Annotated in this window: 19 protein-coding genes and 3 pseudogenes; 14 read left to right on the top strand and 8 right to left on the bottom strand. The window is 69.7% G+C overall.

What is annotated here, in order from left to right:
- Nucleotides 1-28 precede the first annotated feature (28 nt).
- Genes ACFT32_RS12810 through ACFT32_RS12785 form a run of 6 tightly spaced genes read left to right on the top strand, consistent with a single transcriptional unit; the run spans nt 29 to nt 4681 of the window.
- Nucleotides 29-643: an amino acid synthesis family protein gene (locus ACFT32_RS12810; RefSeq protein ID WP_382488448.1), complete on the top strand. Its 615-nt coding sequence runs from the start codon at nt 29-31 to the stop codon at nt 641-643.
- On the top strand, nt 640-1191 hold the full coding sequence (locus ACFT32_RS12805; protein ID WP_382488447.1) for an amino acid synthesis family protein: 552 nt from the start codon (nt 640-642) through the stop codon (nt 1189-1191). Before ACFT32_RS12810 ends, ACFT32_RS12805 begins: the two co-directional genes overlap by 4 nt.
- Before the next feature lie 6 nt (nt 1192-1197).
- Nucleotides 1198-1929 carry an alpha/beta fold hydrolase gene (locus tag ACFT32_RS12800; RefSeq protein WP_382488446.1) on the top strand — a complete coding sequence of 244 codons (732 nt, stop codon included), beginning with the start codon at nt 1198-1200 and terminating at the stop codon, nt 1927-1929.
- Nucleotides 1922-3409: an aldehyde dehydrogenase gene (locus ACFT32_RS12795; RefSeq protein WP_382488445.1), complete on the top strand. Its 1488-nt coding sequence runs from the start codon at nt 1922-1924 to the stop codon at nt 3407-3409. Before ACFT32_RS12800 ends, ACFT32_RS12795 begins: the two co-directional genes overlap by 8 nt.
- Before the next feature lies 1 nt (nt 3410).
- The gene (locus ACFT32_RS12790; protein ID WP_382488444.1) at nt 3411-3641 is read left to right on the top strand and encodes a 4-oxalocrotonate tautomerase family protein; all 231 of its coding nucleotides are present in this window, start codon (nt 3411-3413) and stop codon (nt 3639-3641) included.
- Nucleotides 3638-4681, top strand: a complete 1044-nt coding sequence (locus ACFT32_RS12785) for an LLM class flavin-dependent oxidoreductase (RefSeq protein ID WP_382488443.1) — start codon at nt 3638-3640, stop codon at nt 4679-4681. The genes ACFT32_RS12790 and ACFT32_RS12785 overlap by 4 nt, the downstream gene beginning before the upstream one ends.
- 266 nt (nt 4682-4947) lie before the next feature.
- On the opposite strand, the gene ACFT32_RS12780 is transcribed toward ACFT32_RS12785, so the two are convergent.
- Together ACFT32_RS12780 and ACFT32_RS12775 are read right to left on the bottom strand one after the other, a co-directional pair.
- Nucleotides 4948-5223: a hypothetical protein gene (locus ACFT32_RS12780; protein ID WP_382488442.1), complete on the bottom strand. Its 276-nt coding sequence runs from the start codon at nt 5221-5223 to the stop codon at nt 4948-4950.
- On the bottom strand, nt 5220-6038 hold the full coding sequence (locus tag ACFT32_RS12775) for a phytanoyl-CoA dioxygenase family protein (RefSeq protein WP_382488441.1): 819 nt from the start codon (nt 6036-6038) through the stop codon (nt 5220-5222). Before ACFT32_RS12775 ends, ACFT32_RS12780 begins: the two co-directional genes overlap by 4 nt.
- Nucleotides 6039-6111: 73 nt before the next feature.
- On the opposite strand from ACFT32_RS12775, the gene ACFT32_RS12770 reads away from it, so the two are divergent.
- On the top strand, nt 6112-6951 hold the full coding sequence (locus ACFT32_RS12770) for a helix-turn-helix domain-containing protein (RefSeq protein ID WP_382488440.1): 840 nt from the start codon (nt 6112-6114) through the stop codon (nt 6949-6951).
- A 103-nt stretch (nt 6952-7054) separates the two neighbouring features.
- Here the strand turns inward: ACFT32_RS12770 and ACFT32_RS12765 are convergent, their stop codons facing one another.
- Both ACFT32_RS12765 and ACFT32_RS12760 read right to left on the bottom strand, forming a co-directional pair.
- Nucleotides 7055-8476 carry a DEAD/DEAH box helicase gene (locus ACFT32_RS12765; RefSeq protein WP_382488439.1) on the bottom strand — a complete coding sequence of 474 codons (1422 nt, stop codon included), beginning with the start codon at nt 8474-8476 and terminating at the stop codon, nt 7055-7057.
- Nucleotides 8477-9299: 823 nt separating this feature from the next.
- Nucleotides 9300-9428, bottom strand: a complete 129-nt coding sequence (locus ACFT32_RS12760; protein ID WP_382488926.1) for a hypothetical protein — start codon at nt 9426-9428, stop codon at nt 9300-9302.
- A 49-nt stretch (nt 9429-9477) separates the two neighbouring features.
- On the opposite strand from ACFT32_RS12760, the gene ACFT32_RS12755 reads away from it, so the two are divergent.
- Both ACFT32_RS12755 and ACFT32_RS12750 read left to right on the top strand, forming a co-directional pair.
- Nucleotides 9478-10083 carry an expansin EXLX1 family cellulose-binding protein gene (locus ACFT32_RS12755; RefSeq protein WP_382488886.1) on the top strand — a complete coding sequence of 202 codons (606 nt, stop codon included), beginning with the start codon at nt 9478-9480 and terminating at the stop codon, nt 10081-10083.
- Between the two features lie 206 nt (nt 10084-10289).
- Nucleotides 10290-10478 (top strand): annotated as a pseudogene (locus tag ACFT32_RS12750) (glycoside hydrolase family 43 protein); the annotation flags it as partial.
- A 241-nt stretch (nt 10479-10719) separates the two neighbouring features.
- On the opposite strand, the pseudogene ACFT32_RS12745 reads toward ACFT32_RS12750, so the two are convergent.
- The 3 genes and pseudogenes from ACFT32_RS12745 to ACFT32_RS12735 form a co-directional block, all read right to left on the bottom strand.
- Nucleotides 10720-10893: pseudogene (locus tag ACFT32_RS12745) on the bottom strand (LacI family DNA-binding transcriptional regulator); the annotation flags it as partial.
- A 125-nt stretch (nt 10894-11018) separates the two neighbouring features.
- Nucleotides 11019-11960: pseudogene (locus tag ACFT32_RS12740) on the bottom strand (alpha/beta hydrolase family esterase); the annotation flags it as partial.
- Nucleotides 11961-11991: 31 nt separating this feature from the next.
- Complete coding sequence (locus ACFT32_RS12735; RefSeq protein ID WP_382488438.1) at nt 11992-13638, bottom strand: glycoside hydrolase family 27 protein; 1647 nt, start codon at nt 13636-13638, stop codon at nt 11992-11994.
- Between the two features lie 426 nt (nt 13639-14064).
- Between ACFT32_RS12735 and ACFT32_RS12730 the strand changes: the two genes are divergently transcribed.
- The 3 genes from ACFT32_RS12730 to ACFT32_RS12720 all read left to right on the top strand — a co-directional run bounded on the left by ACFT32_RS12730 (nt 14065) and on the right by ACFT32_RS12720 (nt 18822).
- Nucleotides 14065-15660, top strand: coding sequence for a glycoside hydrolase 43 family protein (locus ACFT32_RS12730; protein ID WP_382488884.1), 1596 nt, complete (start codon nt 14065-14067; stop codon nt 15658-15660).
- Nucleotides 15661-15742: 82 nt separating this feature from the next.
- A complete protein-coding gene (locus tag ACFT32_RS12725) occupies nt 15743-17761 on the top strand; it encodes a non-reducing end alpha-L-arabinofuranosidase family hydrolase (RefSeq protein ID WP_382488437.1) in 2019 nt (672 codons plus the stop codon).
- A gap of 95 nt (nt 17762-17856) precedes the next feature.
- A complete protein-coding gene (locus ACFT32_RS12720) occupies nt 17857-18822 on the top strand; it encodes a glycoside hydrolase family 6 protein (protein ID WP_382488436.1) in 966 nt (321 codons plus the stop codon).
- A 38-nt stretch (nt 18823-18860) separates the two neighbouring features.
- Here ACFT32_RS12720 and ACFT32_RS12715 read toward each other — a convergent pair whose 3' ends face one another.
- Nucleotides 18861-19004 (bottom strand): hypothetical protein, encoded by a 144-nt coding sequence (locus ACFT32_RS12715; protein WP_382488435.1) that lies wholly within the window; start codon nt 19002-19004, stop codon nt 18861-18863.
- Between the two features lie 180 nt (nt 19005-19184).
- Here ACFT32_RS12715 and ACFT32_RS12710 point away from each other — a divergent pair, with 180 nt between their 5' ends.
- Both ACFT32_RS12710 and ACFT32_RS12705 read left to right on the top strand, forming a co-directional pair.
- Nucleotides 19185-19460, top strand: a complete 276-nt coding sequence (locus tag ACFT32_RS12710) for a hypothetical protein (protein WP_382488434.1) — start codon at nt 19185-19187, stop codon at nt 19458-19460.
- Nucleotides 19461-19576: 116 nt separating this feature from the next.
- A complete protein-coding gene (locus ACFT32_RS12705) occupies nt 19577-22030 on the top strand; it encodes a SpoIIE family protein phosphatase (RefSeq protein WP_382488433.1) in 2454 nt (817 codons plus the stop codon).
- Nucleotides 22031-22125: the final 95 nt, after the last annotated feature.

Genomic DNA, 22125 nt, shown 5'->3' with positions numbered 1-22125 from the left:
CCTATCGTCCTGTGCCATGCAAGAGCGCATGGCACATCCTGACGAGAACGTCGGTCTCCGGAAGCTCGTGCTCTACCGCGACGTCGTCCTGACCGAGGCAGGCGAGGCACCGGCTCAGCCCGCGCGGCGAGCCAGCGTCGCCGCGGTCATACGGAACCCGTGGGTGGGCACCGGCCCATCGGCTGATCTGTCCGTGGAGCAGGGGCACATCGCCCCGGTCCTGGCCAGGTTGCTGACCGATCGGCTCATCGCTTCCCTGGGTGGCGTGGACGAGATCGAATCGTTCGGCAAGGCTGCCGTCGTCGGTACGGCGGGCGAGATCGAGCACGCCGGGGCTCTCATCCACACTCCGTACTTCGGCAATCTGGTGAGGGAGTTCCTCCAGGGCGAGTCGATCATCTGCTTCGCCGACACGCGTGCCGAGGCCGGCGAGACGCTGATCGTCCCGCTCTGGCACAAGACACATGCCGCGACGCGCAGTCACTACCAGACCATCAGTGCCCGCGTTTCCGACGCCCCGCGCCCGGACGAGATCGTCGTCATCGCCGCCGCGTCGACGGGACCGCGCCCGCACCCACGTATCGGGGACCGCATGACCGACCCCGTCGTCACCACCGAGACCCTGGAGGTTGTTCCCTCATGAGCGTCCGCAAGATCGTGACCGTCGTCGAGGAGATCCGCACCGAAGGGGGGCGCGCGGTCGACCGCCCCGCCCGGATCGCCGTCGTCGCAGCGGTGATCGAGAACCCCTGGGCCGGTCAGGGCTTCGTCGAGGACCTGAATCCCGGCATCGAGGCGAACGCCTCCGGCCTCGGCGCGCTGCTGGCCCCGGCGGTGCTCGACGCGCTCGAAGCGCCCGCCGAGGCGTACGGCAAGGCCGCCGTCGTCGGCCTGGACGGCGAGATCGAGCACGGCTCGGCGCTGATCCACACGCTCAAGTTCGGCGACCACTTCCGCAAGGCGGCCAACGCCACCACCCTGCTGCCCGCGGTCGAGAAGCGCGGACCCGCCGGTGTCGTCTTCGACATCCCTCTGAAGCACATCACCGACGCCACCATCCGTTCGCACCACCAGACCGTCGAGGTCAGGCTGAGCGACGCCCCGCACCCGAACGAGATCGTCATCGCGCTCGCCGCGGCCGCCCAGGGGCGCCCCCAGCAGCGCCTGGCGCCGCTCTCGACCGAGCAGTAGGCATACATGAGCAAGCCCACCGTGGTGCTGATGCACGGCGTCGGGCTCGACCACACCATGTGGGAGCCCACCGCCGCGCTGCTGGCCGACCGCTTCACCGTGATCGCCCCCGACCTGCCGGGCCACGGCACCCGCCCGCCGGTGCGTGACGGGGTGGCCCTCGCAGATCTGGCCGCCGACGTGGTCGGCGAGATCCCGGCGGGCTCGCACCTGGTCGGGTTCTCGCTGGGCGCACTGGTCGCCCAGCAGGTGGCGCTGCACCACCCGGAACTGGTGGCCACGCTGACGTCGGTCAGTGCGGTGTGCGAGCGTACGGCCGAGGAGCGGGCGTCCGTGCTCGGACGGCTGCGCACCGCGGAGGCCGACTTCACGGCGAGCGCGGCCGCGTCCCTGAAGCGCTGGTACGACGGCACCGACGTCGACCCCGGGCTGGTGGCCCGCACCGAGGCCACTCTGCTCGCCAACGACATCGGTTCCTTCCTCAACTGCTATCGCGTGTTCGCCACGGCCGACGCCGACCTCGCACCGCACCTGCCCGCCATCGACGTACGCGCCCTGGCGGTGACGGGCGAGAACGATCCCGGGTCCACCCCCGAGATGACCCACCGGCTCGCCGCGGCGCTCCCCGACTGCCGCGCGGTGGTCATCCCCCAGGCGCGTCACATGCTGCCCGTCGAGCGCCCCGAGGCGTTCGTCGAGTGCCTCACCACCTTCATCGGAGAGTGCGCACATGTCTGACCTCACCACGTTGCAGCACTTCATCGGCGGGGCGTGGGTCGAGCCCGCGTCGGGCAAGTACTTCGAGAGCACCAACCCGGCCACGCGCCAGGTCCTCTACCGGGCCGCGCGCGGGACCGCCGCCGACATCGAGAAAGCCGTGGCGGCCGGGCGGAAGGCCTTCGAGGACCCGCGCTGGCGCGACCTCAGCCAGACGCGACGCGGACATCTGCTGCGCCGTCTCGGTGACCTGATCGCCGAGAACGCCGAAGACCTGGCCCGCATGGAGACGCAGGACAACGGCAAGCTGCTGCGCGAGATGCGCGGGCAGCTGGCGTCCTTGCCCGAGTATTACTTCTACTACGCGGGACTGGCCGACAAGATCCACGGCGACTTCATCCCCACCTCCGACCGGCAGGTACTCAACTACACGGCCCGCGAACCCCTCGGCGTGGTCGGGGCGATCACGCCCTGGAACTCCCCGCTGACGCTGACCAGCAGCAAACTGGCGCCCGCGCTCTGCGCCGGCAACACGGTCGTGATCAAGCCCTCGGAGCACACCTCGGCGACGGTGCTCAGACTCGCCGAGCTGGCACTCGAAGCGGGCTTCCCGCCGGGTGCGGTGAATGTCGTCACCGGGTTCGGCGCCGAGGCCGGGCAGGCCCTGGTCGACCACCGCGACCTCGCGAAGATCTCCTTCACCGGCAGCACCGCCACCGGGGCGCGCATCGCCGCCGCGACGGCGAGCCGGTTCATCGGCTCGACGCTCGAACTCGGCGGCAAGTCGCCCAACATCGTCTTCGAGGACGCGAACATCGCGAACGCGGCGATGGGCGTCGTCGCCGGCATCTTCGCCGCCGCCGGACAGACCTGCATCGCCGGCAGCCGGGTGTTCGCGCACCGGTCCGTCTATGACGAGCTGCTCGAACGGGTCACCGAGCGCGCCAGGACCATCGTCATCGGCGACCCTCTGGACGAGAAGACCGAGCTCGGCCCGTTGGCCTTCGAGGACCAGCGCGACAAGGTCGCCGGCTACGTCGACCTCGGACGCGACGAAGGCGCCCGGGTGCTGACCGGCGGCCGGGCCACCGACGGCGGCCTCGGCGGCTGGTTCTACGAGCCGACCGTCCTCGTGGACGTCGACAACGGCATGCGCGTCGTACGCGAGGAGATCTTCGGCCCCGTCCTGGCGGTCATGCCGTTCGACACCGAGGACGAGGTCGTACGCCTGGCCAACGACACCGAGTACGGACTCGCGGCCGGAGTGTGGACGACGAATCTCTCCCGGGCCCACCGCATGGCGGCGCGTCTGGACGCCGGCACCGTGTGGGTCAACACCTACCGGGCCATGTCCCCGATGTCACCGCGCCAGGGCTTCAAGACCAGTGGCGTCGGCGTAGAGCACGGCACCGAGACCATCAAGGAATACACGCGGCTCAAGAGCGTCTGGATCAACACGAGCGAGGAGCCCGTGGCCGACCCGTTCACCATGCGGAGCTGACATGCCACAGGTCGCCATCACCCTCGCCGAGGGCCGCACCCCGGAGCAGATCCGGGAGCTGATCCACGAGGTGCACGGCGCGGTCCTGCGCACCGTGCACGCCCGGCCCGAGTACATCCGCGTCGTCGTCCACGAGGTCCCCCGGACGCACTGGGCCACCGGTGACGTCACCCTCACCGAGCTGGACGCCGCCGGCGCCCTGGACCCCACAGCACACGAGGAGCAGTCATGAGGTTTTCGTTGTTCGTGCACATGGAGCGCCGGGACGAGGAGGTCAGCCACCGGCAGCTCTTCGAGAACCTCTCCGAACTGGCCCTGATGGCCGAGGCCGGCGGGTTCGGCACCGTGTGGATCGGCGAGCACCACGCCATGGAGTACACGATCTCCCCCAGCCCGATGCCACTCCTCGCTCACTTGGCCGCGAAGACCTCGACCATCCGCCTGGGTGCGGGAACCATCATCGCCCCGTTCTGGCATCCGCTCAGGGTCGCCGGCGAATGCGCACTGCTCGACGTCATCAGCAACGGCCGGATGGAGGTCGGACTCGCCCGTGGCGCCTACCAGTTCGAGTTCGACCGACTGGCGGGCGGACTGCCCGCCGCCGAAGGCGGAAAGCACCTGCGTGAACTCGTGCCGGCCGTCCGGGCGCTCTGGCAGGGCGACTACGCCCACGACGGCGAGATCTGGCAGTTCCCGACCTCGACCTGCGTCCCCAAACCGGTGCAGCAGCCCAACCCGCCCATGTGGATCGCCGCGCGCGACCCCGCCTCCCACGACTTCGCGGTGGCGCAGGGCTGCAACGTCATGGTCACGCCGCTGATGAAGGGCGACGAGGAAGTCGTCGCCCTCAAGGGGAAGTTCGACACGGCCGTGGCGAACCACCCGGAGGTCTCACGCCCCGAGCTGATGGTGCTGCGGCACACCCATGTCCACTCTCCTGACGAGCCCGACGGCTGGCGTCCGGCCGCGGAGGCGATCAACCGCTTCTACCGGACCTTCGACGCCTGGTTCGGCAACAAGACCACTCCGCAGAACGGGTTCCTGCCGCCCAGCCCGGAGCCGAAGTTCGAGGACCGGCCGGAGTTCGAACCGGAGTCGCTGCACCAGACCGCGATGATCGGCACCCCGGCCGAGGTCATCGAGCGGTTGCGCGCTCACGAGGAACTCGGCGTCGACGAGTACAGCTTCTGGATCGACACCGGCCTGTCCCACGAGGAGAAGCGCAGGTCCCTGGAGCTGTTCATCAAGGAAGTCGTACCGGCCTTCCAGTGAGTCGAAGCCGTAGCCAGGGAACGACCGGATCTCGGCGGTCAGGGCGACCCTGCTCGCACGCGGCCAAGAGGGTCGCCCACGCGGTGCGTGCCCGCGGCGAAGAGGGCGCTCCACACAGTTGCCGCTGCTGGTTGGCCCCGCCCCAGTCGGTGAACTGCACGACCTTGGCACCCTCCGCAGTGGAGGCGTTCTGCACCTCGACGTGAGCACGCCCATGCGCCTCCCGCGTTTCCGCCACGGAAGCCAGGTCAGAGTGGGGCAGCCTGTCAAGGGCGAGAGCTGTCCTCCACCTTCTCGAAGAAGAACTCGTGCTTGAGGAAGGAGACGTCGTACTCGTGACCGGCCTGAGGCGGCAGCAGTTGGGATGCCTGGAACAGGCGCCACCCGTCGAGGAGCGCGGCAAGCCCCGTGGGATAGGGCGGCTCGTCGCTGTCACCGGTCGTCGGGTGGGTCCGGCCGGTCCCGTCGTAGCGGGACCAGCCCACGACGTCGGAGTCCAGGGTCGACGTCGCGAGATAGAGGACCAGAACCTGCTGCCTCATGCGTGACTCCTCAGGGTCGGCCGGTTGCTGACGCGCGTGACCCAGTACTCGATGTCGAACGAGTCGTCACCGGTCAGGGCCCGCCACAGCAGGACCCTGTTGTAGATCTCCAGTCGGGCCGTGGCCTGCTCGCACCAGGGGAAGTACGTGTTGAGTTCCGCGGTCACCGCAGGGTCGTGCAGATCGGAGGTGTCCCAGAGTCGCACCTGCGGCACGGTCGGGTTGAGGCGGAGTTTGTACATGTAGCGACGGCGCTCGGTGTCGTTGCGGCGGCCACCGTGCCAGATGCCGTGGTGCACGAGAACGACCGTGCCTGCCGGGCAGGTCAGACGAGTCTGGCCCCTGAGGTTCTGGACGCGGCCGACATCCGTCTCGTTGATCCTGCGCAGATGGCTTCCGGGCACACTGAGTGTGCCGCCCATCTCGGCGGTCACCTCGTGCGGGTAGTACATGAGCTGGATGTCGAACGCATCCGGCCGCACGTCGATGATCGCGTCTCCGTGGAGCGGCTGAGCCTGTCCCTCGTGCGGCTCCCGCACATGAACCGCATGGTGGTCGACGGTCGGCTCGGGGCCGACCAGGCTCTCGACAGCGCCTGCGACGACCGGAAGGGACAGCAGCTCGTGGACGAAGGTGTGCCTCGCGAACGCCCCGCTCAGCGGAGTGCCGTAGGACACGCCCGGCAGGCCCTCGGCCAAGGCCGCGATGGCCCGTTCATTGATCTCCTGCGGCACCACCCCGTCCAGGCGCAGGAATCCCTGCGCGGCGAAGCGCGCCACCTGAACCGATGTCAGGAGTTGCTTGCTGGTTGACATGCGACGAACGTACGTGCAGGGTCCGGCTCGGTCGTGGGCTGAAATCGTCCAGTGCTGGTAATTTTCCGTCCTCGTGAAGCACACGACAGTACGGCTCGACGAGGCGCCCACCGTGGTCGATGCCGGCATCGGGGTACACGGCGTCTCCAGCGCCCATGACGTCTTCCGGCTGCCCGACCTGTGGCAGCTGCACCTCTACAACTACGAGGGTGCGCTGTCCCTCGGGCAGTCGGTACACCCCATACGCCCCGGTTACGTCAGCCTGGTGCCGCCGAACACGGAGGTGCACTTTCACTACCGAGGCAGGTCGGAGCATTTCTACGTGCATCTAAGGCTGCACGACGGCGGAACCGCGCGGGTGGTGCCGGTGATGCAGGACGCCGCGACCGAGAGCCCGGGCCTGGCCGAGCTGCTCCGACACGCCGTGACGGCCATGCCGACTTCTCCTCCGCGAGCCACGGCCGAGGTCTGGACCGCTCTGTGGCGCATCGCCGAGTTGCCGAGGATCGATGGCGCCGGGCTTCGCCACCCGTTCGTGGCCGCCGCACAGGCCTATGTCGAGGAACACCTGGCCGGCCCGTTGTCCGTACCGGACGTCGCTCGCGCCGTCGGGATCTCCCACACACACCTGACGCGCGTGTTCCGTGCCGAGACCGGCCTCACGGTCGTGTCGTACATCCGGCACCGACGCCTTCAACGCGCCCGCCACCTCCTGTTGTCCTCCACCCTGTCCATCACCGCCGTCGCCGCGGCCGCGGGCATCGCCGATCTCCAGGCTTTCAACAAGGCCTGCCGCCGTGAATTCGGTGCGAGTCCACGTGCCGTACGTGCGGCCGGCCCTGCGGGGCCGGACGGCCGAGGACGTATTCACGGAGGTGCGGATCGGCCGCCGGCTCGGGGCGGGCCACCTTGACCGCGACGGCCCGACCGCCCCGTGACCGGGCGAGGCAGACCGTCCCACGTTTCGGTGCGGCGGCGTAGGCGAAGACACCGCCCGGCAGTCCGGGAAGCCGGTCTCAGCCGCCGCGCCGCACCCGGGCCGCTTTGCGGGCCTCCGCGAGCTTTCGGGCCTCGCTGCTCTTGCGGGACGGCCTGCCGCCGGAACCGCCTGTCGCGTCCTTGGTGGTGCCCAGGCCGCGGAACGGGGCGTTGTGGTTCTTGGGGCGCGATACGGCCGGCCCGCCGTCGAGAAGCTTGCCGGAGGGGGCCTTGGCACCGGTGATCCGGCTCAGCTCCGCCTCGCCGGACCGCACTTTGGTGACCTTGGGGGCGACGTCGGCGTCCGCCATGACCTGGCTCGTCTCGCGGCGCTGTCCCGACAGGACGAGTGTCACGACGGTGCCGGAGCGGCCGGCCCGGGCCGTGCGGCCCGCGCGGTGCAGATAGTCCTTCGGGTCGGTGGCCGGGTCAACGTTGACCACGAGGTCGAGGTCGTCGACGTGCAGGCCGCGTGCGGCGACGTTCGTCGCTACCAGCGCGGTGACCTGCCCGCTCTTGAACTGGGCCAGGGTCCGGGTGCGCTGCGGCTGGGACTTCCCGCTGTGCAGGGCGGCGGCGGCCACGCCGCCGGCCCGCAGATGCCGCGTGAGCTGGTCGACACCGTGCTTGGTGTCCAGGAACAGCAGGACGCGACCGTCCCGGGCGGCGATCTCCGTGGTCACGGCGTAGCGGTCCGGGCCGTGCACGACGAAGACGTGGTGCTCGATCGCGGAGACCGCGCTGGACGAGGGGTCCACGGAGTGGACGGCGGGGTCGCGCAGGTAGCGCTGCACCAGTTGGTCGACGTCGCCGTCGAGGGTGGCGGAGAACAGCATCCGCTGCCCGTCGGGACGCACCTGGTCCAAGATCTCGGTGACCTGCGGCAGGAACCCCATGTCACACATCTGGTCGGCCTCGTCCAGGACCGCGATGCGCACCCGTCCCAGTCGGCAGTCCTTGCGCTCGATGAGGTCGTGCAGCCGACCGGGCGTGGCGACGACGATCTCGGCGCCATCCCGCAGCACGGCGGCCTGCCGTCCGATGGACACTCCGCCCACCACGGTCGCGAGCCGCAGCCGCAGCGCCTCGGCGTAGGGGGTGAGCGCCTCGCCGACCTGCTGCGCCAGCTCCCTGGTGGGCACCAGAACGAGCGCCAGCGGTTCTTTCGGCTGCGCTCGCCGCCCGGCCGTCCGGGCGAGCATCCCCAGGCCGAAGGCGAGCGTCTTGCCGGATCCTGTGCGGCCCCGGCCCAGGACGTCCCGTCCCGTGAGCGCGTTCGGCAGCGCCGCCGCCTGGATGGGGGAGGGCACAGTCACACCGTGCTCATCGAGCGCCCGCAGAACCTCGGCCGGCAGCCCCAGCTGCGCGAAGGACGCCGCCGTGGGCACTGCCGAAGTGGCGTCCGCCGTCTGGGACACATCGTCCTGCTGCCGGGCATCGGCACGTGCTGATTCGCTCACAGACAGCCTTCCTCCGAAGGGACCGTACCGAGGAAGGCGCGGTAGGAACGCGGCCGCCGGCCCGATACACCGAACGGAGCACCGACACAGCGACGCGGCAAACGCGAAACGTTAGCACGGGGTACGCGGCTCGCGCCTCCCGTGATCGCGCCGCTCGGCCGAGGAACGACAGCCGGACCTGCCGGCGCGGCTTGTCTTGACGCGTCTGAACCACAAGGCCTCCACCTGCGAGAACGTTCCAGCCCTGGCCCGACGCCCCGCCGGCACCGTGCCCGAGCGGCATCGGGTGAGACCCCTTCTACTGGCGGCGCTGCGGGTCTCCTACTTCCAGTGCAGTCCCGTCGCCAGAACCTGTCGGGGCGATGGTGGTCTGGTCGGCCGAGCCGGAGGAAGCCGGCTGCGTGTTGCGGGCCGACCTGCCCGATGCCGCTCCGGTGAGGGAACGGCCGCGCGCCGAGGCCTCTTTCCCAGTGACGGCACGGACGCCTGCGGAGCCCAGGCACGACCCCGGTCGGCCGCAGTCGGTAGGGCCACCGCATGGGCAAGGAGGGGCGCCTTGAGCAACCGCTGAGAAGAACGTCGGCAACCCATTCGCCTCCTGCGGCCACTGAGCAGTGCACCATCAGCTCGATCTTCCGAACGGACAGGCAATGAAGACAGCGAGGCAGGCCGCGCGCCGGCGCAGGCACAGACGCAGGCTCATGCTGGGCGGCGCCACGTTGGCGGTGACCGCCGCGGGCGTTCTCGCCTACCTGGTCATGGGGTTGTTCCCCGACCGAAAGGCGGATGCAGGGCCTATCGCGGCCACACCCGTCGCCACCACTCAGGTGAGAGCCACCACCGCGACCGACACGGGCACCCCGACCACTTCGGGGACGCCGAGTGCGACCGGCACCCCTGCTCCGACGGCCACTGCGACCACCGCGTCGGCACGACCGTCGGCCACAGGCACCCCACACTCCCCGCGAACGGCGTCGACCACCGCATCGTCGGCAGGGCGGATTCGGCCCGGCACCACCTACACCGGGGTCGCCACCGCCTACGAAGCCGAGGACGGAGACGGCGCCTGCCTGTTCGGGCCGAGTCCCGACCTCATGATCGCGGCCATGAACACCACGGACTACGAGACGTCCAAGGCATGCGGCGCGTACGTGCTCGTGCGCGCGGCCAACGGCAAGGCGATCACGGTACGGATCACCAACGAATGCCCCCTGCCCTGTGCACCAGGGCAACTCGACCTGAGCCAAGAGGCCTTCGCCGAGCTCGCCGAGCTCAAGGTAGGCCGGATCCCGATCACTTGGCAGCTGGTGAGCCCCAGCACGTCCGACACGATCTCCATCCGATACAAAACCGGGTCCGGCCCCTATTGGTGCGGCATCCAGGCAATCGGCCACCGGAACCCGGTCGCGCGCCTGGAGGTCAAGACCGGCGACGGCTGGCGGCAGTTGCCTCGCACCGAATACAACTACTTCCTTTCCGCCAACGGCAGCGGGTGCGGCAACTCGATCAGGATCACGGACATCTACGGAGAACGCCTGACCGTCACCGGGATCGCACTGCGGGCGAACGTCGTGCAACCGACCGGAGTTCAGTTCGCCCGGCACTGACGCCGCCCTCCACCTGCGTACCTCCCCCACGGGACCGACGGGACGTGCGGCACGGACGCCGGGCTGCGCACAGCCACGGCGTCCGTGCCGGAGAGGGCGAGAGCGGAGAGCAGGACGAGTGCGCGCGCCGGGCCGAGTGCGGTCCAGGGCGCCGGTTCCGGACAGCCAGGGCAGGCCCGCGCGTCACCGGGACAGGCCGACCCTGCACCGGACCCGACGCCGTCTCGCTGGGGATCGAAGCCCCGGACGGAACGTTCACCGAGCTCGCGACCCTCGACGGCCGCTACCTGTCGACGGAGGTCGCCGGCGGCTTCACCGGCCGGGTCATCGGCCTGTACGCCACGGCAGGCACCGTCCACTTCGACTGGTTCGACTACGAGCCCCTCGACGACTGAACCCCAACCCCTACGACCGAACGAAAGGAAAGAAGATGAAGGACATACGGCAACCCGCACGCCATCGCGGCCGCGGCCCCGGGCGCCTGGCCGGCCTGCTGCTGGCACTGCTCGTCATCCTGGGACTGTCCGGCACCGCGCTCGCCGCGCCCGGCGGCACCGCACAGCAGAGACCTTCCACGGCCGGGGTTCCGTCCCGCGCCATGGACGCCGTCGCCGCGATGCAGCCCAGCTGGAACCTGACGCGGGCCCGGGTCTCGTCCGACACCCCCGACCGGCCGTTGAGCACCTTCGACACGGTGGGTACGGAGACACCCGCGGACTCGGCGATGTAAGCGATCGTCACCGATGCGGGGCCACCGCCGCGCTCGCCGTGGTCCGGCGTCGAAGGTCTTCCCGCTCGGTTGTCCGGCACGGTCGCCTTTCCCCCATCCCCTCGCCTGCTGCCGCCACCCTTCTCGCAGCCGGCGGAGGTCTGCGAGCGCGGGCAGTGCTGGTGACTCGGCCGGTCGCCGTCCCCGGCGGCGGGTTGGAAGGCTAGAACTGCGTGAAGAACTTCCAGACCTCTTGCGGCACCCAGGTCCTGGAGCCGCTGTCACCGGTGGCCCCGTCCTGAGGAGCGGGGATGTGCCCTTCGTCGAACGCGGCCCAGGCGACCGGATACCCGGCCGAGCATCCCGAGTAGGTGGTGACCCGGTGCGTCAGGCTGCCCTGCGCCGGCTCGGGCGGGTTCTGGGGAGTGCAGCCGTTGTTCCTGACGAACCTGTCCCGCAAGTCCCGTCCGCCGGAGATGCCGAGGACGCTGTCCCTGAGGCCGTGCACGCCGAGGTAGGCGATCGGCTGGGTGCCGCCGCTGCATCCGCTGAGCTGTCCGCCGCCCAGGGCCGCGACCGCGCGGAAGACCGTCGCGCGGGAACACGCGAGGGCGTACGACATGGCGGCGCCGTAGCTGAATCCCAGCGCGAAGCGCTGTGTCGTGTCGACGCACAGGTCCGCCTCGATCCGCCTGAGCATGTCGTCGACGAACGTGACGTCCTCCCCGCCGTTGTTGGCCCAGCCGTTGTTGAGGCCTTGGGGTGCGAGGAAGATGGTGCTGTTGTTCGCGAGTCGCTGGAGTCCGTAGTAGGCCCAGGTGCCGGTTTCCACGGTGCGGCCGGTGGCGACGTCGGTGGAGGTGCCGCCCAGCCAGTGGAAGCCGAAGACCAGCCGGTGGGCGCGGTTGCGGTCGTAGCCGTCCGGGATGCGCAATATGAAGGTCCGGTTCTTGCCGCCGCTCCGGATCGTGTGCGTGCCGCTCGTAAGGGTGGGGGTCTTGCCGCAACCGGAGCTCGGGGCGGCGGTGCCGGCGGATGCGGCAGCCGTGCCGGCGGCCGTGAGTGGAGCGTTCCCGCCCCGGCCGTGGCCCAGTGCCGTGCCTCCCATGCTCAGGACGACCAGCACCGCGACCACGGCGGTCCATAAGAGGGACCTTGTCCTCGTCATCGTGAAACTCCCCTTCTGAAGCCGCGGTTGTTCACGCGCGGGTCCACTTCTGGTTGGCCTGGCCGTCGCAGGTCCACAGGACCGCCGGGGTCCCGTTGACGGTGCCGGCCCCGTTGGCATCGAGGCACAGCCCGGCACGGACGTTGCGGATCGACCCGTCGGCGCCGACGGTCCACTTCTGGTTGTTCTGGCCGTTGCAGGGCCAGGTGACGACCCGGGTGCCGTTGGTGGTGCCCTGGTTGTAGGCGTCCAGGCACTTGTCGCCGAAGACGCGGATCTCGCCGCCGGTCCACGTGGTCCACAGCTGATTGGCGGCCGTGTGGCAGTCCCAGATCAGTGCGGTGGCTCCGGCTGCGGTGGAGGCGTTGTCCACGTCCAGGCAGCGGCCGGACGCGTTGCCGCGCAGACGCGAGGCAGTGGCGTTCTGCGGGCTGCCCCCGCTCACCCGGAACGCGGCCACGCCGTGTGCGGGGACGCTCGCCGAGATCTGCCCGGACGTGCTGGTCGTGCCACCGGTCCACAGGTCGGTGAGAGTGAACGGCCCGCCGGACAGGCCGACTTGGGCGGCCGTGGTGCTGACGGTCGCAGTGCCGCCTCCCCGGTTGAACAGGCCCACCGCGACCGAGCCGTCGGACAGCGGCTTGGCGAACACCTCGGTGCCGCCGTCGTCGCGCACCCTGCGCCCGCCCGCGCCCAGCGGATCCTGGTTCACCGCCAGCAGACGCGGGTTGCGCAGGATCGCGCTCACGTCGGCGGACATGGTGCGGATGTCGTTGCCGGCCATGAGCGGGGCCGCCATCAGCGCCCACAGGGCGAAGTGGGAGCGCGACTCGGTCAGTGACAGGCCAGGACGGCCGACGACCAGCATGTCCGGGTCGTTCCAATGTCCCGGGCCCGACTGCGCCGCCAGCGGCGCGGTGACGTCCAGGACGTTGCCGACTCCCATCGGATAGCTGTTGGTGCTGCCGTTCTGCCAGATGTCGAGCAGGTCCTCGGTCGTCCGCCACAGGTCGGCGACCTCGCCCCAGTTGTAGGTGGCACCGGTGATGGCGTGGAAGCTGTTGGGGTTGATGCTGTAGACGATCGGCCGCCCGGTGGCGCGCAGGGCGTCGCGCATCAGCGTGAACCGCGCGACCTGCTCGTCACGGGTACCGCTGGAGGAGCACCAGTCGTACTTGAGGTAGTCGACGCCCCACGAGGCGAACGTGGCCGCGTCCTGGGTCTCGTGCCCCTTGCTGCCCGTCGATCCGGGATAGGCCCCGGTGGTCTGCGCGCAGGTGCGCTCCCCCGGCACCTGGTAGATGCCGAACTTCAGGCCCTTGCCGTGGATGTAGTCCCCGAGCGCCTTCATCCCGCTCGGGAACTTGGCCCGGTTGGCCCGCAGGTCGCCCGCCGCGTCGCGCTGCGGGTCGAACCAGCAGTCATCGACCACCACGTACCGGTAACCGGCGTCCCGCATCCCCGAGGACACCATCGCGTCGGCGGCCTGGCGAACCTGCGCCTCCGTGACCCCGCACCCGAAGCTGTTCCAGCTGTTCCAGCCCAGCGGTGGAGTGAGCGCCGGGCTGCCGGGCGCGGCCGAAACAGCGGAGTGAGTGGAAGCCGTGGCGGACGCGGTGACCGTCAGCACGATGGTCGCGAGGAGGCGGAGCAGTCGTCCGCCTGACCGTCTGGGCACCAAGGGGCTCCTTCACGGAAGGGCGTCATGAGAAGACGGATAGGCAGTTCGAAATTTCGCGAACCGCTCGGAAATCAAGGTCTCACGGATACTAGGGAGGCCATCGAACATGTCAACACTCATCACCGCACTGCCCTCACGATCCGGCCATACCGGCCCAGGAAAGGTGGCGTATTGGAACCATCCGGGCAACTGACCCGCAGTGACATGGGATCAAATCTCTCGAATGTTTCGGAGACTATGACGATTCATGCGAGAGGTATTGACGGGATTCACCGGCCTCCTATCATCCAGAATGCTCAACGAGCCGCTCCGCGTTCGACATCTCGCACTCCGAGCAGTCGCGCCGCGTGAGCCGGCAGGGCACCTCCGGACAACTCCAGCCGTCAACGGCTGGGCCACAGAAGGAGAACGCCACCCGTGCACATGTCATGGACTCATCACGCCCTGTCCCGGCGCCGCGCACTGACGGCCGCGACCGGTCTGGCCGCCGGTGCCCTGCTTCCTCCGCCGTCGACCGCGGCGGCCTTCACGAACCCGGTGATCTGGCAAGACTTCGCGGACATCGACGTCATCCGCGTCAATGACGCCTTCTACGCCTCGGCCTCGACGATGCACTACTCGCCGGGCGCGCCCGTCCTGCGGTCGTACGACCTGGTGAACTGGGAGATCGCAGGTCACTCGGTACCCGTGCTCGACTTCGGCGCCAAGTACGACCTGAACGGCGCCCGTGGCTACGTCAGGGGGATCTGGGCGTCGTCACTGGCCTACCGGCCGAGCAACAGGACCTTCTACTGGCTGGGCCAGATCGACTTCGCCCGGACGTACGTCTACACCGCCACCGCCGCCGAGGGGCCATGGAGCAGGCTGACGACGATCAGCACCCCCTACTACGACGCGGGGCTGCTCGTCGACAGCGACGACACCCTGTACGTGGCGTACGGCAACACCACCATCAGCGTGGCCCAGCTCTCGCCCGACGGCCGCACCCAGGTCCGCAACCAGCAGGTGTTCACGACACCGTCGAGCGTCGGCACCCTCGAGGGCTCCCGCTTCTACAAGATCAACGGGCAGTACTACATCTTCCTGACCCGCCCCGCGAACGGCCAGTACATCCTGAAGTCGTCGAGCGGCCCCTTCGGCCCGTACACGATGCGGCAGGTCCTCCTGGACCTGCGCGGGCCGATCCCCGGCGGTGGTGTCCCGCACCAGGGCGGGCTGGTGCGGACGCAGAGCGGCGCCTGGTACTACCTGGCCTTCGTCGACGCGTACCCCGGTGGCCGGATGCCCGCCTTGGCGCCGGTCACCTGGACCGCGGACGGCTGGCCGGTCGTACAACTCGTCAACGGAGCATGGGGCACCTCGTATCCCAGCCCGGCCGTGCCCCCTCCGCCTCGCCCGGTGCCCCCCATGACGGGCGTCGACACCTTCGACGGCCCGACCCTGAAACCGCGATGGGAGTGGAACCACAACCCGGACAACACCAAGTGGTCGGTCGGCAACGGGCTGACCCTGCGGACAGCGACCGTCACCAACGACCTCTACTGGGCCCGCAACACCCTGACGCACCGCATCCAGGGCCCCACCTCCACCGCCACGGTCCAGCTCGACCACTCCGCGATGCGGGACGGCGACCGGGCCGGACTCGCGCTGTTGCGTGACTCCTCGGCCTGGATCGGCGTCAAGCGTGACGGCGGTGCGCCGCGGGTCGTGATGGTCAACGGGCTGACCATGGACGGCAGTTGGAACACCACCGGTACCGGTACGGAGGTCGCGAGCGCGGCCGTGTCGGGCAGCCGTGTCTGGTTGCGCGCGAGCGCGGACATCCGGCCCGGTGCGGCACGCCCGGGCACCTTCTCCTACAGCACCGACGGCACCACCTTCTCCCGCCTCGGCCCCGCCTTCTCCCTGGGCAACGACTGGCGGTTCTTCATGGGCTACCGATTCGGCCTCTTCAACCACGCCACGCAGGCACTCGGCGGCGCGGTCCGCGTCACGCGGTTCGAGCTGTCCACGCCCTGAAATGGCCCACCGATCGCACCACGCGCCGAGGAGGTCCACCGACCGCACCACCCAACCCCCCACCCGCTCCACGAGGAGAACCATGAACTCACTGAAACGGCTCGGCTGTCGCCGAGCCTCGGTCCTCGGCTTACTGGCCGCGACCGTCCTGGTGACACCCGGGACCGCGACCGGCGCGCCCGACGCCGTGCAGGCCTCCACCCTGGGCGCCCAGGCGGCCCAGTCCGGACGGTACTTCGGAACCGCCGTGGCCGCGGGCCGGCTCGGTGACGGCACGTACACCGGGATCCTGGACCGTGAGTTCAACTCGGTCACGCCCGAGAACGAGATGAAGTGGGACACGACCGAGCCGTCCCGCGGCTCGTTCAACTTCGGCCCCGCCGACCAGATCGCCAACCGTGCTCAGGCCCGCGGTCAGCGCCTGCGCGGCCACACCCTGGTCTGGCACTCCCAGCTGCCCGGCTGGGTCAGCTCCATCAGGGACGCGAACACGCTGCGCGGCGTGATGAACAACCACATCACCACGGTGATGAACCGCTACAAGGGCCGGATCCACTCCTGGGACGTGGTCAACGAGGCCTTCGCCGACGGCGGCAGTGGCCAGCTCCGCAGCTCGGTCTTCCGGGACGTGCTGGGCAACGGCTTCCTCGAGCAGGCGTTCCGCACGGCCCGGACGGCCGACCCCGCGGCCAAGCTCTGCTACAACGACTACAACATCGAGAACTGGAACGACGCCAAGACCCAGGGCGTCTACCGCCTGGTGCGCGACTTCAAGGCGCGCGGCGTGCCCATCGACTGCGTCGGCCTTCAGGCCCACTTCGGCGCCGGCGGCCCGCCCGCCAGTTTCCGGACGACGCTGTCGAACTTCGCCGCCCTCGGCGTGGACGTGCAGATCACCGAACTGGACATCGCGCAGGCACCGCCGAACGCGTACGCGAACACCGTCCGGGCCTGTATGAACGTGGCCCGCTGCACCGGCATCACCGTCTGGGGCATCCGCGACAGCGACTCGTGGCGCAGCCAGGAGAACCCCCTGCTTTTCGACCGCAACGGCAACAAGAAGCCGGCCTACCAGTCGGCGCTCACCTCGATGGGCGGCTCGGTCGCGACGAAGCGGGCCGACGGGCCTTCGCCCCGGTCCGCCGCAGCGCTGCCCTCCCGCTTCTCCTGGAGCTCCAGCGGAACGCTGATCTCACCGAAGTCGGACGCGACCCACAACATCGCCGGGATCAAGGATCCGACGGTCGTCCAGCACAACGGCAAGTACCACGTGTTCGCCAGTACCGCGAGCTCCTCCGGATACAACCTGGTGTACCTGAACTTCAGTGACTGGTCGCAGGCCGGCGCGGCCACGCACCACTATCTGGACCGCAGTGCGCTCGGACGCGGGTACCGGGCCGCGCCGCAGGTCTTCTACTACGCGCCGCAGCGCCTGTGGTACCTCGTCTACCAGACGGGCAACGCGTCGTACTCCACGAACGCCGACATCAGCAACCCCAACGGGTGGAGCGCCCCGCGCAACTTTTACTCGTCGATGCCGGACATCATCCGGCAGAACATCGGCAACGGCCACTGGGTCGACATGTGGGTGATCTGCGACAGCGCCAACTGCCATCTGTTCTCCTCCGACGACAACGGGCACCTGTACCGGTCCCAGACGACCGTCGGCCAGTTCCCCAACGGGTTCACGAACACGGTCATCGCGCTACAGGACTCCAAGTACGCGTTGTTCGAGGCGAGCAACGTGTACAAGGTGCAGGGCAGCAACCAGTACCTGCTTCTCGTCGAGGCCATCGGTTCCGACGGGCGGCGCTACTTCCGCTCCTGGACCGCGAGCAGCCCCGCCGGATCCTGGACACAACTGGCCGCCTCCGAGGGCAACCCGTTCGCCAAGTCGAGCAACGTCAGCTTCCCGTCCGGATCCTGGACCAGGGACATCAGCCACGGAGAGATGATCCGTGCCGGCTACGACCAGACGCTGACCATCCCCTCTTGCCGGCTTCAGTACCTCTACCAGGGCATGAACCCCAACGCGGGCGGCGACTACAACCTCCTCCCGTGGCGGCTCGGCCTCCTCACCCAGACGAACTCGACCTGCTGACCGACCGTGCCGTGGGGAGCGCTTCCGATGTGAGCGCTCCCCACCCTCACCGCCGACCATCGGACGCATCCCTGTCAGAGAACCGAGGTACCGTCATGCGCCGCAGAATCCTCGCCCTGGTGGCAGCGCTCTCCTCGCTGCCACTGGCGCTCGCCGCCGCACCGTCCGCCCACGCGGCCGACCCGACGACCATGACCAACGGGTTCTACGTGGACCCCGACTCCAGTGCGAAGCGGTGGGTCGCCGCCAACCCCGGTGACGGCCGGGCGACCGCGGTCAACGCCTCCATCGCCAACACCCCGACGGCCCGCTGGTTCGGCTCCTGGAGCGGCACCATCGGCACCGCCACCGGCGCGTACGTGGGCGCCGCGGACGCCCGGGACAAGCTGCCCCTCCTTGTCGCCTACAACATCTACAACCGCGACTACTGCGGCGGGCACTCCGCGGGCGGAGCCTCCTCGGCGTCCGCCTACGCGAACTGGATCGCGCAGTTCGCGGGCGGAATCGCCGGCCGTCCGGCCGTCGTCGTCCTCGAACCGGACTCCCTCGGGGACTACGGCTGCATGAACCAGGCGCAGATCGACGAGCGCGAGGCCATGCTCACCGGCGCGCTCGCCAAGTTCAACCGCCAGGCTCCCAACACCTGGGTCTATCTCGACGCCGGCAACCCGGCCTGGGCGAGCGCGGCAATCATGGCCCGGCGCCTCCACGAAGCCGGCCTCCGACAGGCCCACGGCTTCTCGCTCAACGTCTCCAACTACCTGACCACGGCCGAGAACACCGCGTACGGCAACGCCGTCAGCAGTGAACTCAGAGCCCGGTACGGCTACACCAAGCCGTTCGTCGTGGACACCAGCCGCAACGGCAACGGCTCCAACGGCCAGTGGTGCAACCCCTCAGGCCGCCGCATCGGCGCCCCCACCCAGCTGGGCGGAGGCGCCGAGATGCTCCTGTGGATCAAGGTCCCGGGCGAGTCCGACGGCAACTGCGGTGCAGGAAACGGCTCCTCGGCCGGACAGTTCCTCCCGGAGGTCGCCTACAAGATGATCTACGGCTACTGACCCGGCGGACCGACCTCGGCCCTGATATCGGATCAGCCTCAGTCGATGGTCAGGTTGTTGGTGTTGAAGTTGAGTCCGCCGGAGGACGAGGTGATCTCATAATTCCAGTTGTGGCCGCCGAGGGAGACGTTGCCCTCATAGCCGCCGATCGGGCCGACGGATCCGTAGGTCTTTCCTGGCACCTCACTGTGCTACTGCGGACGTGGTGATCAACGCCGCCGGCTCGCTCCCGGGCGGAGCCGGGGCCGCCAGCATGCCCCAGGCGTTGATCACCTCGGAGTTGCCCTGGTCCGTCTTGCCGGGACGCCGTCCTTGACCGAGTAGTGGGTGCCTCGACGCCGTAGTCGACGAGCATCCGCTCCTTGGTGCCACAGGGCGCTGCCGCGAAGTCGGCGGCGGCCAGCGCGTTCTCCACGGTCTCCTTCGAGGCGCCCTTGCGGATCAGCGACCAGATGCTGGCGGGCGAGGACGCCCACAGCGTCGGGCGGGACCGAGGTGGCGAGCGTTCGGCGTCATTGCGTCAACCCTTCATGGCGTACCTGGACACCGGCGGAGGCTGCCGGCTGCGTCTGCATTCCTGCACCGGTTCGGTCGAGCGGGAGCGCGAAGGCCCCAACCCCAGTCGCTCCGGCACCTGACACCCCGTACGCGCCGGCCGGAGCGCCGTGGGGCTGGGGCGGATCTAGGCTGACAGTGGCTGCTGGAACCAGCCCTGACGGGCACGGCTGTCCGGACGGAGGCGTGGCGCGTGGAGATGGCCGGCAATCAGGACACGCCCAGTGCCGTTGCCATGGTGGACCCGGACGGCATGGTGAGCGGCTGGGGCGAGGGAGGCCGGCTGCTGCTGGGCTGGACGGCGGAGGACACCGTCGGCCGCCCCGTGACCGACCTGCTGGCCGATCCCCCGCCACCGGGCTTCCCCGAGGGCTACACCGCCGGCCCCGACCTCACGGGGTTCATCCCCCTGCGGCACCGGGACGGTTCCACGGTGGACGCCGTGATGGCGGCTCACCCGCTGTCCGGCCCCGACGGGCGTGCACTGGGTCACGCGGTGACCATCCAGCGCTGGGGAAGCCGCCCGGTGATCGCGGACCGGGCCTTCGAGCAGTCGCCCTTCGCCCTGGGCGTCTACGACCCTGAGCTGCGGTTCCTGTGGATCAACGCCTCTTCGGGCCGGGTGATTGCGCACTCCGAGGAGCAAGTGCTCGGTAAGAAGTACCGCGAGGTGCTTCCCGAATTCGACCGCTCGCTGTTTCCCGAGAGGGACGACAAGCCCTACACGGACGCGCTCGCCGAAGTGGCGAGGACGGGCGAGCCCGCGCGTCTCATCACCGTCTTCCGACCTCGCGGCAGTGACTACGCCAATGCCTGGGCCACCAGCATCTGGCCCGTCCGGGATGCCGAGGGCAGGGTCCGCGCGGTCGCGAACTGGGGATTCGACATGAGCGCCGAGTACTGGGCGCGGCAGCGCCTGCTCATGCTCAACGAGGCCAGCGGCGGCATCGGCCGGACACTCGACGTGATCGGCACCGCGCAGGAACTGGCCACGACCCCGGTGCCGGCATTCACCGACCTCGTCACCGTGGATCTCTTCGACGAGGTGCTGCGCGGAGAGGAGCCGCCCTCCGTGTCCGAGTTCATCCCCGGCGAGACCATCGTGCTCAGCCGTGCCGCCCAGCACAGCGCGAAGGAGGACACCGACCGGGCTCCCGGGCCCACGGCGCAGGTCAGACACGCTCCCGGTTCCGTCGCCGCCCGCTGCATGGCCACCGGCAGGTCCACGGTCCAGCTCGCGGCCGAACCCGGCCAGGGCGGCGAATGGGCCTTCGGGCCCGGCCTCGCATCCGACCCGGCCCACTGGGGACCGGGCAACCCGTTGATCGACGGGTCCATCGCCGCGGACGGGCTGACCGGCCGGATCACCGTGCCGCTCCGGGCGCGCGGCGCGCTGCTCGGGGTCGTGGCCTTCTCCCGCCTCGACCGGCCCGAGGCCTTCACCGCCGACGACCTGATCCTCGCCGAAGAGCTGACCGCCAAGGCAGCCGTCGCCATCGACAACGCCCGCCGGTACTCGCGCGAGCGCACGACCGCGCTGACCCTGCAACGCAGCCTCCTGCCGCAGGTGATGCCCCGCCAGAAGGCGGTCGAGGTGGCATCCCGCTACCTGCCCGGCGGAGCCGGCGCGGAAGTGGGCGGTGACTGGTTCGACGTCATTCCGCTGTCCGGCGCCCGGGTCGCCCTGGTCGTCGGCGATGTCGTCGGCCATGGCCTGCACGCCTCGGCCAGCATGGGCAGGCTGCGCACGGCGGTCCGCACCCTCGCCGACGTCGACCTGCCACCGGACGAGCTGCTGACCCACCTGGACGACCTGGTGCTCCACCTCTCCAGCGACCTTCAGCCCGACAGCCACTTCCAGCCGACCGGCGAGTCCGGCGCCACCTGCCTGTACACCGTCTACGACCCTGTCTCCCGGCGCCTTACGCTGGCGAGCGCCGGCCATCCCCTGCCGCTGATCATCTCTCCTGACGGCACCAGGACCCCGGTACCCGCCCATCCGGGGCCGCCGCTCGGCATCGGTGGGCTGCCTTTCGAGGCCACCGAGCTCGAACTGCCCGAGGGCAGCCTGGTCGCCCTCTACACCGACGGACTGGTGCACAGCCGCGAGTGCGATGTCGACCAGCGGATCACCGAGCTGCAGCAAGCCCTGAACCAGTCGGCCACCTCACTGGAGGCCCTGTGCGACACGGTGATGGGCGCCATGCTCCCCGTTCGCCGCACCGACGACGCCGCCCTGCTGCTCGCTCGCACTCACGCGCTGGCTCGCCACCACGTCGCCGACTGGGACGTCGAGCCCGACCACGCGCAGGTGCCGCGCGCCAGGAAGTTCGCGGTCGACCAGGTGGACGCCTGGGGCCTGGAGGAGGCGGCCTTCGTCACCGAACTGGTCGTCAGCGAGCTGGTCACCAACGCCATCCGATACGGCGAGCCGCCGATCAGGCTGCGGCTGATTCGCGACACCTCCCTGATCTGCGAGGTCTCCGACGCCAGCAACACCGCCCCGCACCTGCGCCGGGCCCGCGCCTTCGACGAGGGCGGCCGGGGCCTGTTGCTCGTCGCCCAGCTCACCCAGGGATGGGGCACCCGGCACACCACCAACGGCAAGACGATCTGGTGCGCGCAGACCCTCCCCGAGCCTGAGCCGCGCTGAGCCCGAAGACGGGCAGGGCCGGGGGCCAATGGCGCGAACTGTTTCGCCCGTTATGGTGAAGGCTAAGCGGACAGCAGTCCGGCACGACGAACATA

Origin of the sequence: Streptomyces sp. NPDC057002 (genome assembly GCF_042673825.1) — a bacterium.
GTDB lineage: Bacteria > Actinomycetota > Actinomycetes > Streptomycetales > Streptomycetaceae > Streptomyces.
This window is presented reverse-complemented; position numbering and strand designations above follow the sequence as displayed.

Bases quoted from the DNA above. Each gene is read 5' to 3' on its own strand.
- ACFT32_RS12705 (WP_382488433.1), top strand. From the start codon at position 19,577: ATGGCCGGCAATCAGGACACGCCCAGTGCCGTTGCCATGGTGGACCCG.
- ACFT32_RS12805 (WP_382488447.1), top strand. From the start codon at position 640: ATGAGCGTCCGCAAGATCGTGACCGTCGTCGAGGAGATCCGCACCGAA.
- ACFT32_RS12725 (WP_382488437.1), top strand. From the start codon at position 15,743: ATGAACTCACTGAAACGGCTCGGCTGTCGCCGAGCCTCGGTCCTCGGC.
- ACFT32_RS12730 (WP_382488884.1), top strand. From the start codon at position 14,065: ATGTCATGGACTCATCACGCCCTGTCCCGGCGCCGCGCACTGACGGCC.
- ACFT32_RS12810 (WP_382488448.1), top strand. From the start codon at position 29: ATGGCACATCCTGACGAGAACGTCGGTCTCCGGAAGCTCGTGCTCTAC.
- ACFT32_RS12775 (WP_382488441.1), bottom strand. From the start codon at position 6,038: ATGTCAACCAGCAAGCAACTCCTGACATCGGTTCAGGTGGCGCGCTTC.
- ACFT32_RS12785 (WP_382488443.1), top strand. From the start codon at position 3,638: ATGAGGTTTTCGTTGTTCGTGCACATGGAGCGCCGGGACGAGGAGGTC.
- ACFT32_RS12780 (WP_382488442.1), bottom strand. From the start codon at position 5,223: ATGAGGCAGCAGGTTCTGGTCCTCTATCTCGCGACGTCGACCCTGGAC.
- ACFT32_RS12795 (WP_382488445.1), top strand. From the start codon at position 1,922: ATGTCTGACCTCACCACGTTGCAGCACTTCATCGGCGGGGCGTGGGTC.
- ACFT32_RS12800 (WP_382488446.1), top strand. From the start codon at position 1,198: ATGAGCAAGCCCACCGTGGTGCTGATGCACGGCGTCGGGCTCGACCAC.
- ACFT32_RS12720 (WP_382488436.1), top strand. From the start codon at position 17,857: ATGCGCCGCAGAATCCTCGCCCTGGTGGCAGCGCTCTCCTCGCTGCCA.
- ACFT32_RS12790 (WP_382488444.1), top strand. From the start codon at position 3,411: ATGCCACAGGTCGCCATCACCCTCGCCGAGGGCCGCACCCCGGAGCAG.